The following is a 15832-nucleotide window of genomic DNA, read 5'->3' as shown; positions in this document are numbered from 1 at the left end:
AATGAGCCATCCTCATCCCGAGCTCGGCGCACCGCCGGAGCTCCCCGCCGACGGGCTGCGCATCATCGCGCTCGGCGGTCTCGGCGAGATCGGTCGCAACATGACCGTCTTCGAGCACGCCGGCAAGCTCCTCATCGTGGACTGCGGCGTCCTCTTCCCCGAGGACCACCAGCCAGGTGTCGACCTGATCCTGCCCGACTTCTCGCCGATCCGGCACCGTCTCGACGACATCGTCGCGATCGTCTTGACCCACGGTCACGAGGACCACATCGGTGGCGTCCCGTACCTCCTGCGCGAGCGCGGCGACATCCCGCTCGTCGGATCGCGGCTGACGCTCGCCCTGGTCGACTCGAAGCTCCGCGAGCACCGTCTCAAGGACGTGCCGAAGTACGTCGTGGCCGAGGACGACACCCTGTCGCTGGCGCCGTTCGACCTGGAGTTCATCGCGGTCAACCACTCGATCCCGGACGCTCTCGCCGTCGCGATCCGTACCGAGGCCGGCCTGGTCATCCACACCGGCGACTTCAAGATGGACCAGCTTCCGCTCGACGGCCGCATCACCGACCTGCGGGCGTTCGCGCGGCTGGGGGCGGCCGGGGTCGACCTCTTCCTCACCGACTCCACCAACGCCGACGTCCCGGGCTTCACGACGACCGAGCGTGACATCTCGCCGGTGCTCGACCGCGTCTTCGCGCAGAGCCAGCAGCGCATCATCACAGCCTGCTTCGCCTCGCACGTGCACCGCGTCCAGCAGATCCTCGACGCCGCGGTCAAGCACGGCCGCAAGGTCGCCTACATCGGCCGCTCGATGATCCGCAACATGCAGATCGCGCGCGACCTCGGCTATCTCCACGTCCCCGACGGCGTGATCGTCGACGGCCGCAAGATCTCCGACTACCGGCCCGAGGAGCTCGTCCTCGTGTCGACCGGGTCGCAGGGCGAGCCGATGGCGGCGCTGTCGCGGATCGCGGCCAACTCGCACGACTCCGTCCGCATCGAGCCCGGTGACACGGTGGTGCTGGCGAGCTCGCTGATCCCCGGCAACGAGAACGCCGTCTACCGCGTCATCGACGGCCTCATCCGGCTGGGCGCGCGCGTGGTGCACAAGGGCAACGCCCTGGTCCACGTCTCCGGCCATGCGTCGGCGGGCGAGCTCCTCTACTGCTACAACATCGTCAAGCCGAGCAACGTCATGCCGGTCCACGGCGAGATGCGTCACCTGCACGCCAACGCGGCGCTGGCGCGGGCGACGGGGGTCGAGCACGACCGCGTCGTCATCGCCGAGGACGGGTTCGTGGTGGACCTCGTCGACGGTCGCGCCAAGGTCACCGGGAAGGTCGACTGCGGCTACGTCTACGTCGACGGCTCGTCGGTCGGAGACATCACCGAGTCCGAGCTCAAGGACCGGCGGATCCTCGGCGAGGAGGGCTTCGTCTCGGTCATCGTGGTCATCGACTCCTCGAGCGGCAAGGTCGTCAGCGGTCCGGAGATCCAGGCTCGCGGCTTCGCCGAGGACGATTCGATCTTCACCGAGATCGTGCCCCGGATCGAGCAGGCGCTGGCCGACGCCGTCAGCGACGGCACGTACGACACGCACCAGCTCCAGCAGATCATCCGCCGTACGGTGGGCCGCTGGGTCTCGGGAGCGCACCGCCGGCGCCCGATGATCGTGCCCGTCGTCCTCGAGGCCTGAGAGACGTCTCGGCGGCCTCTCGTGGCGGCGGCGGTTGTCCGCCGCCCGTGAGGTCGTCCGAGCCGTCCGGTCGGACCCTGGGGCCACCCAGGGGGTGAGTTCTCCCCGCTTCGCACTGGTCGGCCGCAGACTCGCCAGGCGGTCAGTCGGCCGGACCTGCCTGTTCGCGACGTTGGAGCTCGGCGGTGATGTCGGCGAGGTCCTTGAGCAGCTCCGCGTCGCTGCGATCAGCGAGGGCACCACCGCTCGGGTCGGCGCCGTCCGACGGAGCGAGGACCGGCCCGGCTCCGTTGCCGTCGACCCCGGCCTGAGCGCCGCACTGGATGGTGCGGCCGTCGAGCGCCTTCAGGCACGCTTCACCCTCGCTGGGGATCTCGATCCGATACGCGGGAGAGATCACGTCGGCCGCCTCCATCCCGAGCGTGGCCACCCACATGTCGGCGCTCGTGGGGACGACCTCGAGCATCGTGGCCTTGCGGGTCGCGAGGACGGAGACGTTCTGGAAGTTGGTCAGCGTCTTCGAGATCCGGCCGCGCAGGCCCGACTCCGCCGGGACCTTGTGGACGGTCAGCGTGGCGAGTCTGCCCGGCTCGGTCCTGTCCGCCGCGATCGTGGAGACTCCGACGATCGACTGGGACCCGGAACGGTCGCTCGATGCACGGGTCAACGGCGTCACGTAGTCCATCCCGCCCTTGGCGCGGACGAGGGCGAACTCACCGGTGTTGGCGGCCCCCGCCTCGCCGACGGCGTCGCTGTCGGCGTACCCGGAGCGGTGCCTGACGTAGTCCCAGAACGACCCAGCGGCTCGTGTCGACTCGCGCTGCTCGGCAGCGAGCGAGATCGGATAGACCGGCCCGTCGATCCCCTTCGCGGTCTTGTCGACACGGACGCTCCCGTCGGTCTCGACGATCGCGACGCCGGCGGGGACCTGGTGCGACGCCCAGTGACCGCTCCACCGCGTGAGGGGCACGACGATCCTGGCTCCGTCGCCGTCGCACAGCCCGAACATGTCGGACTCGTCCCACACGACGGGGGCGAAACGGCCCCAGGTGTCGATGACCTGCCCGGTGATCGCGCGGCCGAGGTTGTGGCTGAACTTCCCGCCGAACTTGACCCCCGAGTGCTCGTCGTCGAAGGCGCACGACGTGTACTCGCCGTCGGTGTCGCGGGAGACGACCTTCGCGTACCCCTTGTTCCATCCCTTGCGGGGGACGATCGCCGTCCACTCTCCGTCGACGTGCTTGATCGCGGTGGCGCGGTCGGACGCGATCACGTCACCGATGCCTTGTGAGACGTTCGACCTCGCCACCTCGTACGGCTCACGAACCTTGTACCCGCCCTGAGGGTCGTCGGTCTCCACGACGGACGCCTCGTACACGCCCTTCGCTGCGTGCCATCCGACGGTCAGCGTCGAGTAGACCCCGAAGGCCACCCATCCGACCGTCAACGCGATCACGAGCACGACCATCCGCCTCCCGCGCAGGTCGGTGACGAGCGCCAGCAGGACCAGGAGCACCGCGGTGAGCGTCACCGGCGCGGCGGCGTTGTAGGCGACGCCGCGCAGGAACCCGAACCAGTACGGGGCGATGAACAGCAGCGCGAGGCCGATCAGCGCGAGAACCGCGTAGACGATCAGCAGCGCCGTGGTCACCGGAAGGCGGAGGCCGGTCTCCTTGCCTCTGCGCTTGTCGAGACGTGCACGCGCATACGCTCGCGGGCCATTCTTCTTGTCGGCGTCGCGACGACTCACGTGTGCCTCTTCCGCTGTGGGACGATTCGCCGGTCATCTTCGCAGCAGCGGATGGACGGACGGAGACCGCCACCGTCCCGAGATGATCTGGCCCGCTCAGCCGTCGCGACCGGCATCCTGCTCGGCGTCGCGGTCGGCGCGCAGGCGGGCGTTCTCGTCCTCCAGCTCGAGGACCATGGTGATGCCTGCGAGGTTGAGCCCCGAGTCGAGCAGCGCCACGATCCTCCGGAGCCGTACGACGTCGTCGTCGCTGTAGCGACGCGTGCCGCCGCTGGTCCGGGCCGGTGCGACCAGACCTTCGCGCTCGTAGACGCGGAGGTTCTGGGCGGCGGTGCCCGCGAGCTCGGCGGCGACCGAGATCGCGTAGACCGCGCGGTCCCGCGCTCGACCAGTCATCTGTCGACCCCTCTTGCATCGTCATCAACTCTGCGGTATATAAAAAGTGTAACAGCCAATATAGGTCATGCGTGAGGCATGAAAGGTTCTGTGGAGGTGATGATCATGCTCATGCGCACCGATCCGTTCCGTGAGCTCGACCGTCTGACTCAGCAGGTCTTCGGGACCGCCGCTCGTCCGGCCGGGATGCCGATGGATGCGTGGCGCGAGGGCGACTCGTTCGTCGTCGAGCTCGACCTGCCGGGCGTCGACCCGGGCTCGATCGACATCGACGTCGAGCGCAACGTCCTGACGGTCCGCGCCGACCGTCCGGCCCGCGAGGGCGTCGAGGAGCTGATCGCGGCCGAGCGTCCGCGCGGTGTGTTCAGCCGGCAGCTCATCCTCGGCGACACGCTCGACACCGAGCGCGTCGAGGCGCGCTATGCCGACGGGGTGCTGCGGGTGACGATCCCTGTCGCGGAGAAGGCGAAGCCGCGCAAGGTCGAGATCCAGCACGGCGAGGACACCAGCCGCGCGATCAGCGCCTGACCGACGGCGGGGGCGGGGGCCCACTGCGGGCCCTCGCCCCCGCGCGTCCGCACGACGACGAGGTGGGCCCGCGACGAGCAGCCCGTCGCACGGCGTGGGCTACCGGACGGGTGCGGCTCTCAGGCTTAGAGTCGCCCCCATGGCGAGCCGTACGTCTTCCCCACCGCGAGGGTCGTCCAAAAAGAACTCGCGGTCGTCCGGTGGCCAGGGCCGTCGTCCGCAGCAGCGTGGGCAGGGTACGACCAGGCGTCGTCCCGCTCCGCCGCCGCGTTCGGGTCCTGGTCCGGTCCTGCGTGCCCTCAGCGCGCTCGGGAGGGGGATCGCGGCGCTCTGGATGGGCCTGGCCCGCATGCTCGGCGCGATCGTGCGGAGCGTCGGGCACGCTGCTCGTGACCTCGAGCCGGAGCACCGTCGTGACGGTGTCGGGCTCGTCCTCATCGGCGCCGGCGTCGTCGTCGTCGGCGCTGTGTGGTTCCAGGTCGACAGCCCGTTGACCAAGGCGGTCGGCGAGGCGGTCTCCAACAGCGTCGGCCTGCTCGCCTGGACCGTGCCGCTGGCGCTGTTCGTCGCCGGTGGACGCACGATGCGCAACCCGGAGGCCAACGGGCCGCCCGGACGTCAGATCATCGGGTGGGCGTCGTTGTCGGGTGGAATCCTCGGCATCGTCTCCATCGCCAACGGCATCCCTGCGCCGTCGGAAGGCGACGGGGCGGGGATCCGCGATGCCGGCGGCGCGATCGGCTACGGCGTCTCCAAGCTCCTCGACGACCTGCTGCGCACGCCGTACGTGACCGTCCCGCTGCTGGTCCTCCTCACGTTCTTCGGCCTGCTGGTCATCACCGGCACCCCGGTCTACCGGATCCCCGAGCGCCTCCGCTCGGCGCGCGACCTCCTCATCGGTGCCAAGCACGACGCGGCCGACGGGGACGAGGACGCGGCCGCTGCCCAGTCGGGTCGGAGGCGACCCTCGAGGGGTGGCCCCGGCAGCGACGTCCCGTACGACAACCCGCTGGTCGGCGGGCCCGGCGACGAGCCGACGGTCGCGACGCCGACCCGCAAGGGCAAGGTGCAGAAGTCGCCCGAGGACGACGACACCGTCTCCGTCACCCCGGCGGCCGCCGTCAAGGACGACGAGCCTGTCGAGCTCCCGCCCATGACGCCGCTGCCGGCGCGCGCTGAGCAGCTCGCGCTCTCGGGCGACATCGTCTACACGCTCCCCGCCAACGACATGCTGCGCGAGGGCACCCCGCACAAGGCGCGCACCGCCGCCTCCGACGCTGTGGTGGCAAGGCTGACCACCGTGCTCGAAGAGTTCAGTGTCGATGCGGAGGTCACCGGCTACACGCGTGGTCCGACCGTCACGCGCTACGAGATCGAGCTCGGCCAGGGCGTCAAGGTCGAGAAGATCACGGCGCTCGCCAAGAACATCTCCTATGCCGTCGCCTCCAACGAGGTGCGGATCCTCTCGCCGATCCCGGGCAAGTCCGCGATCGGCATCGAGATCCCCAACACCGACAAGGAGACCGTCTCCCTCGGAGACGTGCTGCGCTCCAACCGGGCGCGCAGCGACCATCACCCGATGGTCGTCGGGCTCGGCAAGGACGTCGAGGGTGGCTTCGTCGTCGCCAACATGGCCAAGATGCCGCACCTCCTGGTGGCCGGTGCCACAGGCTCGGGCAAGTCGAGCTTCATCAACTCGATGATCTCCTCGGTGCTGATGCGGGCGACCCCCGACGAGGTCCGGATGATCCTCGTCGACCCCAAGCGCGTCGAGCTCACCGCGTACGAGGGCATCCCGCACCTCATCACGCAGATCATCACCAACCCGAAGAAGGCGGCGGAGGCGCTGCAGTGGGTCGTGCGCGAGATGGACATGCGCTACGACGACCTCGCCAACTTCGGGTTCCGGCACATCGACGACTTCAACAAGGCCGTCCGCGCCGGCACGGTCAAGGTGCCGCCGGGCAGCGAGCGCAAGCTGGCTCCCTATCCGTACCTCCTCGTCGTCGTCGACGAGCTCGCCGACCTCATGATGGTCGCCCCGCGCGACGTCGAGGACTCGATCGTCCGCATCACCCAGCTCGCCCGCGCCGCCGGCATCCACCTCGTGCTCGCCACCCAGCGGCCCTCGGTCGACGTCGTCACCGGTCTGATCAAGGCCAACGTGCCCAGCAGACTGGCGTTCGCGACCTCCTCGCTCGGTGACAGCCGTGTGATCCTCGACCAGCCCGGCGCGGAGAAGCTGGTCGGCGGCGGTGACGGGCTGTTCCTCCCGATGGGCGCCAACAAGGCGGTCCGCATGCAGGGCGCCTGGATCACCGAGAAGGAGATCCACGAGGTCGTCCAGCACTGCAAGGAGCAGCTCCAGCCGGTCTACCGCGAGGACGTGACCGCGCCCCAGGCCAGCAAGCGCGAGATCGACGACGACATCGGCGACGACCTGGAGCTCGTGCTGCAGGCTGTCGAGCTGGTCGTCAACACCCAGTTCGGGTCGACGTCGATGCTCCAGCGCAAGCTGCGCGTCGGATTCGCGAAGGCGGGTCGCCTGATGGACATCCTCGAGTCCCGCGGCGTCGTCGGGCCGAGCGAAGGATCGAAGGCACGTGACGTGCTGATCAAGCCCGACGACCTCGACGAGGTCCTGGAGACGTTGCGAGGGGAGTGACATGACGGATCACCTGGAGGAGGAACGTGCCGCGGCGGAGCCGATCGGCGGTGCGGTGATGCGTGAGGAGGTCCTCGAGGTGCGCCGCAGCGCGGGCGCGCTCGCGATGGTCGCCGTCGGCGCGGCCGCACTCGCCATCCTGTACGGCGTGCGAGCGGTCGGCGGCTCGCCGGTCCTGGCACTGATCGTGCTCGTGCTCGCTGCCATCGCGGTGGTGGCGGGGGCAGCGTGGTGGGACGCACGCAGCCCGCTGCTGGTCGCCGACGGACTGGGCGTCCGGTTCCGGCACGACCGTGAGTGGCGTGGTCTCCCGTGGGGTGAGGTCGACCATGTCGTGCTCGTCGAGCCGAGCGGACTGCTCCGCGACGGCGCCCTCGAGGTCGTGGCCCGCGACGGCACGGCGTACGTCGTACCCCTGGGTCTCGCCGTCCGCGTGAGCGACGCCGACATCGCGCAGGCACTCATCGCGCTCTCCGGCGACGAGCATCTCCTCGTGCGCCAGGCGCCGGAACCAGAGCCTGACGCCCGTGAAGGGGAGGTCGCGCCGGCCGAGCCCGAGCCGGATGAGCCCTCGGCGCGCGAGGCGGAAGCCGCCCCGCGGCCAGCGCCCGTCCCGCAGTCTGACGTCCACCGGGAGCCGCCCGAGGTCGCTGGTCACGACGTGCCACGGACAGCCTCGTCGAGTCCTCTCGATGGCGGTCCCTCCGCGCCGGCGCGGATCGATCTCGGTCTGGTCCAGAGCGCCGGTTCGTCGGCCTTGGCGCCTGGGTTCCGCGTGGTGACCGCCCTGCGGGCCAGCGGCGGCCGTCCCGAGCTCGTGATCGACCGTCCGATCGAGGAGTCGGCGCGAGCCGACACGGCAGGGCGGGCAGATCCCGTCACCGAGGTCGCGCCCGCCACTGAGCGTGTCCCGGAGATCGACGCCCCTGCGCCGCCCGGGCCTGGCGCCGAGCCGGCCGAGCCCGTCCTGGGCACGATGCTGCGCGAGGCTCGCGGGCGTGCCGGCGTGAGCATCGACGACCTCGCCGCCCGCACCCAGATCCGCCCGCACGTCATCGAGGCCCTCGAGGACGGCGACACCGGGGTCTGCGGGGGCGACTTCTACGCCCGCGGGCACCTGCGCGCGATCGCCCGCGTGCTCGGCACCGACGCCACACCCCTGGTTGAGGCCTATGACGCGTCGTACGCCCAGGGGCCGGTCCCGGCCCGCGCGGTGTTCGAGGCGGAGCGTTCGACCGGCGGGCAGACGATCCGTGTGGCGCGCGGTGGCCGCAGCTGGGTTGCCCTCACCGTGGTCGTCCTCGTGCTCGCGATCATCTGGGGGATCGGCCAGCTCGTCGTCGGGGGCGAGGGGGACGCGCCTCCGGCCGCCGTCCCGACCGACGCCGCACCCGCTCCGGCGGACCCGTCGGCGCTCGCCGGCCTCGGAGCGCCGACGACGAACCACCTGGTCATCCGTGGCAAGGAGCGCAAGCCCACGAAGGTCACGGTCACCGACGCACGAGGCACCACGGTGTGGTCCGGTGAGCTGGCGAGGTCCGAGTTCCGGCGGGTCAGCGTGGTCGGGCCGGCGAAGGTGAGCCTCGGGCGCGCAGACGCGGCCACGGTGGCCGTCAACGGAGGCAAGGCCCGCCACCTGGAGGAGGGCTCCGGCAAGGTCAGCGCCACCCTCGGGAGGTCTTGAGGCGTGCCGCTAGGCTGGGCAGAGGCCCGCGGCCGCCGGGTCACCGACGGACCGGCCGCCCCTGTGAGCCGCCCGAGGAGACACGATGAACGGCACGCCGACGTCCGCCGCCGCGCAGACGCCGAGCATCTACAACATCGCCAACGCGCTGACCGTTCTCCGGATCGCGTTCGTCCCGGTGTTCGGTTGGCTGCTGCTGATCGACGGTGGCGAGAGCACCGGCACCCGGCTCGTCGCCTGGGCGGTGTTCGTGGTCGCGATGGCCACCGACCGCATCGACGGCAACCTGGCGCGGAGCCGTGGTCTGATCACCGACTTCGGCAAGATCGCCGACCCGATCGCCGACAAGGCGCTGACCGGGATGGCGTTCGTCGGTCTGTCGATCATCGGTGCGCTCCCGTGGTGGGTCACCATCATGGTGCTCGTGCGCGAGTGGGGCATCACGGTGATGCGGTTCGCCGTGCTCCGCTACGGGGTCATGCCGGCCTCCCGTGGTGGCAAGCTCAAGACTGTCCTCCAGGCGGTCGCCCTCGGCATGTACCTGTTCCCGATCGAGGCGCTGCTGCCCGACTGGACGATGTGGATCGCGTACCTCACGATGGCGGCTGCCGTCGTCGTCACCATGGTCACCGCCGTCGACTACATCGGGCAGGCCGTCCGCATGGTCCGCGGCTCCCGGTCCGCGAGACGCTCTGCGGATCAGGTGCCCGGCGAGCCGCGCTGAGGCTGCCGTGACGTCGTCGGTTGACGTGCCGGCCCTGGTCGATGCGCTGCGACAGACGGGCGCGACCGTCGCTGCGGCAGAGTCGCTGACCGGTGGTGCAGTGTGCGCGCGGCTGGTCGACGTCCCAGGGGCGTCCGACGTCGTCCGCGGCGGAGTGGTCGCGTACGCCACGGAGCTCAAGGCGACGCTCCTCGGGGTCGACGAGCTCCTTCTCGCCACCCGCGGACCGGTGGACTCAGCCGTCGCCGAGGCGATGGCTGCCGGCGTCCGCGAGCGGCTCGACGCGGTGTACGGCCTCGCGACGACGGGGGTCGCGGGGCCTGGCCCGAGCGACGGCCAGCCGGCGGGCACCGTCTATGTCGCCGTCGCCGGGCCACAGGGCTCGAGGTGGGAGCGGCTCGCGGTCGAAGGTGACCGAGCGGTCGTCCGGAGCACCACGGTGGACGCGGTGCTGGCGTTGCTGGCCGACGTCCTCGGTGTCGACTGAGCGACCATGAGGCAGTCACTCGGCGGTCCGTTCCCCCTAGGGAACCTGGTGCGCCTAGAGTGGTGGGAAGAACACGGCTCGACGAGGAGTTGTACCAAGTCCGAGAGCGGAGGTGTGAGATGACGGTGCTGCGACGTCTGATCGGTGAGGTCTTGCGGGCCCGGCGGATGGCCAGAGGGCTGACGCTGCGCGACGTCTCCGCCGCCGCGCGGGTCTCCTTGGGATATATCTCCGAGGTCGAACGCGGTCAGAAGGAGCCGAGCTCCGAGCTGCTCGCTGCCCTCTGCGACGCTCTCGACGTCCCGATGTCACAGGTCCTGCGCGACGTCAGCGCCCTCCTGGAGATCCAGGAGCAGTCGACCCTGGAGGCGTCGATCGCCCTGTCTCCGGAGTCCGACTCCATCGGCGTGCGCTGATCCTCCCACCGCTTATCGGCGTTCAGGGGCCGGGCGGTCGGGCGCCGGCTGGCAGCGCGGGCACCAGTACGTGACGCGCTCCTCCACGCCCCCGGTCTGCGTGACCACAGGCGCGCGCCGCTCGACGCGGGCGCCGCAGCGGCGGCACGGCTCACCACCTCGGCCGTAGACCCACGTGCGCTCACCCCGACGGCGTACGCCGGTGGTCACGATCTCGGGGAAGTCGCGGTTGACGAGCAGCATCCGGCGCACCGTCCGGACCGTACGGCCGAGATCGGGGTCGTCGGCCACCGTGAGGTCGGGATGGAGACCGCGCACGAACATGACCTCGTTGCGATAGACGTTGCCGATCCCGGCGAGGTTGCCCTGGTCGAGCAAGGCGTCGGCAAGAGGGCGGTCGGGGTCCGACCGCAGCCGCCGCAGAGCCTCGGCCGCGTCGAGCTCCGGGTCGAGCAGATCGGGTCCGAGTCGTGCGACGACCTGGTCCTCCTCGTCGCGAGTCAGCACCGCCACGACGCCGAGTGCGAACCCGACGGCCTGGACCGACGCCGTCTCGAGCACCAGCCGAGCCTCGTGGGCAGGGCGACGCCATCGCGCGCCGCGGGCGTACACGTCCCACCTGCCCTCCATCTTGAGGTGCGTGTGGATGCTGAGGTCACCTACGTGCGCGAAGAGGTGCTTGCCCCGGCTCACGACGTCGTGGACGGTCTCGCCCGAGAGGTCCACGGTCGCGAAGTCGGGCACCCGGAAGTCGCTGCGGACGAGCGTCCGGCCGCCGAGCGCCTCGTCGAGCCGTCGGGCCGTCCGCCAGACCGCGTCTCCCTCGGGCACGCTCAGCCCCGGATGCGCAGGCCGCGCGGGGTCGCGTGGAAGCCGGCCTGGGCGAGCGCGTCGCCGAGCGGGGTCCCGAGCACGGCCTCGCCGTCGGCCCGCTCCACCATCAGGCGACCGAGCGCCCCGTCGCGCACCGCGGTGGCGAGCGCGTCGATGGCGGGCTGGAGCCTTGCCGCACCCTCGGGGTCGCCGAGGTCGTCGAACGTCAGGAGGGTGCGGCCGCCCCGCTCGACGTACAGCGACAGCGCGCCGTCGACGAGCACGACCAAGGCCCCCGCCTTGCGCCCGGGGCGATGACCTCCCTCGGTCTCGGGCCACCCGAGCGCGGCACCGTACGGGTTGGCAGGATCGGTCGCCGCGAGGGTGACGGCGCGCCGCTCGGGGTCCTGGCCCGGCTCGCGCGAGTAGGAGCGGAGGCGGTCCACGGAGCCCGGCGTCGCGAACTGGGCTGCGCCGAGGCCCTCCACAAAGTAGCCGCGCCGAGCCCGGCCGGCCTCCTCGAACCCGCTCAGCACCTTGTAGACGGCGGCGAACCCGCCCGGCACGCCCTCGGCGACGGCGGTGCCGCGCGTGACCAGACCATGACGCTCCAGGAGCTGCTCGGCCTGCGCGTGCGCGCGGACGGTCGGGTTGTCCTCGGTCCGGGGCACCAGCGCCCAGCGGCCGCCGACGGTCGGCGGGGCCGTACGGGAGGGCATGGTCGGGCGGACGAAGGACGGCGCGCGGCGCCCGCGCAGGCGGGGCGTGGTGCGGGCCTGCCGATGGCTGGTCCGCCCCACCCCGACGAGCGCCCGCAGCGGAGCGAGGGTGTCGTTGGTGAGGTAGCCCGCCCAGACGAGGTCCCAGACCGCGTCGGCCAGCTCGCTGTCGAGCACCGTCGGTAGGCCCTCGCCGGAGCCGGTCGCGAACGCCTTCACGGCCTCGGCCAGCTGTCGGAAGAAGTAGGCACCGCCTGACTGGACAACACCGAGGACAGCCTCCTGGAGCGACGTCAGCTCGAGCTCGACCGGCGGCGCCAGGGTGAGCGGGGCGGTGTCGGCCAGGTGGAGCGAGACCCAGCCGTCGTTGCCCGGCAGCCCTCCGGCACCGGACCAGAGCACCTCGCCCGCCGCCGTCAGCTCGTCGAGCATGGCGGGGGAGTAGTCGAGGACCCGCGAGCCCAGCACCAGCGGCTCGAGCGCGGAGGCCGGGACGGACGCGCCGGCGAGCTGCTCGACGGCCGTCACGAGACCGTCGATGCCACGCAATCTGCCGCCGACGTGCTGCCACGCGGGCAGGAACCGGCCGAGCGTCTCGGGCGAGACCGGCTCGACCTCCTTGCGCAGGGCCGCGAGCGAACGCCGCCGGAGCCGTCGGAGCACCTCGGCGTCACACCACTCAGAGCCACCCGCCCCCGGGGTGAACTCTCCCTCGCTGACCCGACCGCGGCCGGCGAGCCGGCGCAGCGTCTCCGAGACCACCGCGACGCCCAGGCCGAGACGCTCGGCCACGTCGCCGGCGACGAAGGGAGCGTGGGTGCGCGCATAACGAGCCACGAGGTCGCCGAGCGGGTCGTCGACGGGCGCCAGGAACGCGTCGGGCACCCCCATCGGCACCGGGACACCGAGCGCGTCGCGCAGCCGGGCGGCATCCTCGACCGCGACCCACCACTGACGGCCGGCGAAGCTCACCCGCAGGATCCGGCGGGCCTCGGCGAGCTCGACCAGCCACGCCGCGGAGGCGGACGGCTCGGTGCTCCGCTCCGCGACCTCCTCCGACGTGAGGGGACCGAGCAGTCGCAGGAGGTCGGCCACGCCCTCTGCGCCCCGGGCTCGACGGTCGGGCACCAGGCGCTGGAGCTCTGCCTCGGTCTGGGCCAGCACGCCCGCGTCGAGGAGGTCGCGCAGCTCGGCCCTCCCGAGGAGCTCCGACAGCAGGGACGAGTCGAGCGACAACGCTGCCGCACGCCGCTCGGCGAGCGGAGAGTCGCCCTCGTACAGGAAGGCCGCGACGTAGCCGAACAGCAGCGACTTGGCGAAGGGTGAGGGCTCCTGCGTCTCCACGTCGACGACGCGCAGGCGCCGGCTCTCGAGGTCGCGCATCATCTGCACCAGCGACGGCACGTCGTACACGTCCTGGAGCACCTCGCGGACGGTCTCCAGCACGATCGGGAAGGTCGGGTAGCGGCGGGCGACCTCGAGGAGCTGGGCGGCGCGCTGGCGCTGCTGCCACAGCGGGCTGCGCCGACCGGGATCGCGGCGGGGGAGCAGCAGCGCTCGGGCGGCACACTCGCGGAACCGGGCCGCGAACAGCGCCGAGCCCCCGACCTCCTCCGTGACCAGGTCCTCGATCTCCTCCGGGGTGAACGCGAAGAGCTCCCCGCCCGGAGGCTCGGCGTCGGTCTCCGGGAGGCGTACGACGATGCCGTCGTCGCTGGCCATGCTGGCCGAGTCCAGGCCGTAGCGGTCACGCACACGCGCGCCGACGGCCAACGCCCACGGCGCGTGCACGGCGAGTCCGAGTGGTGAGTGGAGCACGAGCCGCCAGTCGCCGAGCTCGTCGCGGAACCGCTCGACGACCAGCAGCGTGTCGTCGGGGACCCTCCCGGTCGCCGCGCGCTGCTCGTCGACCAGCGCGAAGAGGTTGTCGATGGCGTAGGCGTCGAGGCCCGCCGCCTCGCACCGGGCGCGCGCCTGCGGCCGGTCGCCGGTGGCCATCACGCGGGTGAACGCGCCGAGCGCACGCCCCAGCTCGATCGGGCGCCCGGGGTTGTCTCCGCGCCAGAACGGCAGCCGGCCGGGCTGGCCGTACGCGGGGGAGACCAGCACACGGTCGTGCGTGATGTCCTCGATCCGCCAGCTCGTGGCACCGAGCGCGAACACGTCGCCGACCCGCGACTCGTAGACCATCTCCTCGTCGAGCTCACCGACGCGCGCGCTGCCTTGGGCGGTCGACTGCGCGCCGACCAGGTAGACCCCGAAGAGACCGCGGTCGGGGATGGTCCCGCCCGAGGTGACGGCGAGACGCTGGGCGCCGGGGCGGCCGGTGATCGTGCCGGCGACGCGGTCCCACACGATCCGCGGGCGGAGCTCGGCGAACTCGTCGGACGGATAGCGGCCGGCGAGCAGGTCGAGGGTCGCGTCGTAGGCGGACCGGGGGAGGGTCGCGTACGGGGCGGCGCGGCGCACCGTCTCGTACAGGTCGTCGACGTCCCAGCTCTCCAAGGCGCACGTGGCCACCACCTGCTGGGCGAGCACGTCGAGCGGGTTGGTGGGGACCGACAGCTCCTCGATCGCCCCGGCGACCATGCGTTCGATCGTCACGGTCGCCTCGAGGAGGTCGATGCGGTGCTTGGGGAAGACGACGCCGCGCGAGACCTCTCCCACCTGGTGACCCGCCCGTCCCACCCGCTGGAGCCCGCTGGCGACCGACGGCGGCGACTCGACCTGGACGACGAGATCGACGGCACCCATGTCGATGCCGAGCTCGAGGCTCGAGGTGGCCACCACGCACGGGAGCCGCCCGGACTTGAGGTCGTCCTCGATCAGCGCCCGCTGCTCCTTGCTGACCGAGCCGTGGTGGGCCCGGGCCAGCAGCGGTGAGGCGCCCGCCGCCGTGCCCGACTGCGCCGGTGTCGCGGCGGCCGGGGAGCCCGTGTCGGGGAGCTCGACGCCCAGCCTCTCGGCGTGGATCTCGTTGAGTCGTGCAGTGAGGCGCTCGGCCAGGCGGCGCGAGTTGGCGAAGACGATCGACGACCGCGCCTGCTCGACCAGGTCGACGACGCGCTCCTCGACGTGGGGCCAGATCGACGCCTGGTCGCGGACGTCGGGCTCGCCCTCCTCGGCCTCTCGCACCGGGGGCGCCGTCATGTCCTCGACCGGGACGACGACCGAGAGGTCCCAGCGCTTCTCCGACTCGGGTGCGACGACCCGGACCGGGGCGGACCCCGCGAGGAAGCGAGCCACCTCCGCGTGCGGGCGTACGGTCGCCGACAGGCCGATCCGCTGGGCCGGCTGCTCGAGGAGCGCGTCGAGCCGCTCCAGGGTGAGAGCGAGGTGGGCGCCTCGCTTGGTGCCCGCGACGGCGTGGACCTCGTCCACGATCACGGCCTCGACGTCTCGCAGTGTCTCGCGGGCGGCCGAGGTCAGGACGAGGAAGAGCGACTCGGGCGTCGTGATGAGGACGTCCGGGGGACGGGTGGCGAGTGCTCGGCGCTCGGACGGTGTGGTGTCGCCGGAGCGGACTCCGACGGTGATGTCGCGTGGCGCGGGGGACTCCCCGGCGGCGGCCAGCCTCGTGGCGGTCTGCGTGATCCCGACCAACGGGGCACGCAGGTTGCGCTCGACGTCGACGGCGAGCGCCTTGAGAGGGGACACGTAGAGGACCCGTGTGCGTCGCTTGGGGTCGTCGGGCGGCGGACCGGTGATCAGCCGGTCGAGTGCCCACAGGAAGGCGGACAGGGTCTTGCCGGACCCCGTGGGGGCGACGACGAGCGCGTTGCGGCCGTCGGCGATCGCGTCCCAGGCGCCGGTCTGCGCGGTCGTCGGCGCGGGGAAGGCGCCGCGGAACCACGCCGCGGTGGCAGGGGAGAAGCGGTCGAGCACATCGGGCACCCGTCCATCATCGCGCGCAGGGGTGACAGTTGCGGGGCGCGTGGGGCCGATATGGACAAGACA

General features: G+C 71.7%; 11 protein-coding genes. 7 read left to right on the top strand and 4 right to left on the bottom strand.

All coding sequences use genetic code 11. From position 1 onward, the window contains the following. Position 1: 1 nt before the first annotated feature. On the top strand, positions 2-1693 hold the full coding sequence (locus PV363_RS00155) for a ribonuclease J (protein ID WP_301021429.1): 1692 nt from the start codon (positions 2-4) through the stop codon (positions 1691-1693). Between the two features lie 142 nt (positions 1694-1835). Here PV363_RS00155 and PV363_RS00150 read toward each other — a convergent pair whose 3' ends face one another. Both PV363_RS00150 and PV363_RS00145 read right to left on the bottom strand, forming a co-directional pair. Further along, on the bottom strand, positions 1836-3443 hold the full coding sequence (locus PV363_RS00150) for a hypothetical protein (RefSeq protein ID WP_301021428.1): 1608 nt from the start codon (positions 3441-3443) through the stop codon (positions 1836-1838). A gap of 96 nt (positions 3444-3539) precedes the next feature. Then, positions 3540-3839 carry a MerR family transcriptional regulator gene (locus PV363_RS00145; RefSeq protein WP_220346975.1) on the bottom strand — a complete coding sequence of 100 codons (300 nt, stop codon included), beginning with the start codon at positions 3837-3839 and terminating at the stop codon, positions 3540-3542. A gap of 105 nt (positions 3840-3944) precedes the next feature. Here PV363_RS00145 and PV363_RS00140 point away from each other — a divergent pair, with 105 nt between their 5' ends. From PV363_RS00140 to PV363_RS00115, 6 genes are all read left to right on the top strand, one after another. Then, positions 3945-4367 (top strand): Hsp20 family protein, encoded by a 423-nt coding sequence (locus PV363_RS00140; protein ID WP_220342471.1) that lies wholly within the window; start codon positions 3945-3947, stop codon positions 4365-4367. Between the two features lie 139 nt (positions 4368-4506). After that, positions 4507-7032, top strand: coding sequence for a DNA translocase FtsK (locus PV363_RS00135; RefSeq protein WP_220365345.1), 2526 nt, complete (start codon positions 4507-4509; stop codon positions 7030-7032). Between the two features lies 1 nt (position 7033). Next, the gene (locus PV363_RS00130) at positions 7034-8716 is read left to right on the top strand and encodes a RodZ domain-containing protein (RefSeq protein ID WP_301021427.1); all 1683 of its coding nucleotides are present in this window, start codon (positions 7034-7036) and stop codon (positions 8714-8716) included. An 85-nt stretch (positions 8717-8801) separates the two neighbouring features. Next, positions 8802-9440, top strand: a complete 639-nt coding sequence (gene pgsA / locus PV363_RS00125; RefSeq protein ID WP_301021426.1) for a CDP-diacylglycerol--glycerol-3-phosphate 3-phosphatidyltransferase — start codon at positions 8802-8804, stop codon at positions 9438-9440. A 7-nt stretch (positions 9441-9447) separates the two neighbouring features. Beyond that, on the top strand, positions 9448-9927 hold the full coding sequence (locus PV363_RS00120; RefSeq protein WP_220341364.1) for a CinA family protein: 480 nt from the start codon (positions 9448-9450) through the stop codon (positions 9925-9927). Positions 9928-10046: 119 nt separating this feature from the next. Next, complete coding sequence (locus PV363_RS00115) at positions 10047-10343, top strand: helix-turn-helix transcriptional regulator (RefSeq protein ID WP_220341365.1); 297 nt, start codon at positions 10047-10049, stop codon at positions 10341-10343. A 12-nt stretch (positions 10344-10355) separates the two neighbouring features. Here the strand turns inward: PV363_RS00115 and PV363_RS00110 are convergent, their stop codons facing one another. Together PV363_RS00110 and PV363_RS00105 are read right to left on the bottom strand one after the other, a co-directional pair. Then, positions 10356-11174, bottom strand: coding sequence for a DNA-formamidopyrimidine glycosylase family protein (locus PV363_RS00110; protein WP_301021425.1), 819 nt, complete (start codon positions 11172-11174; stop codon positions 10356-10358). A 2-nt stretch (positions 11175-11176) separates the two neighbouring features. Beyond that, a complete protein-coding gene (locus tag PV363_RS00105; RefSeq protein WP_301021424.1) occupies positions 11177-15769 on the bottom strand; it encodes an ATP-dependent helicase in 4593 nt (1530 codons plus the stop codon). Positions 15770-15832 lie beyond the last annotated feature (63 nt).

The organism is Mumia sp., from assembly GCF_028803055.1.
Taxonomy (GTDB): domain Bacteria; phylum Actinomycetota; class Actinomycetes; order Propionibacteriales; family Nocardioidaceae; genus Mumia.
This window is presented reverse-complemented; position numbering and strand designations above follow the sequence as displayed.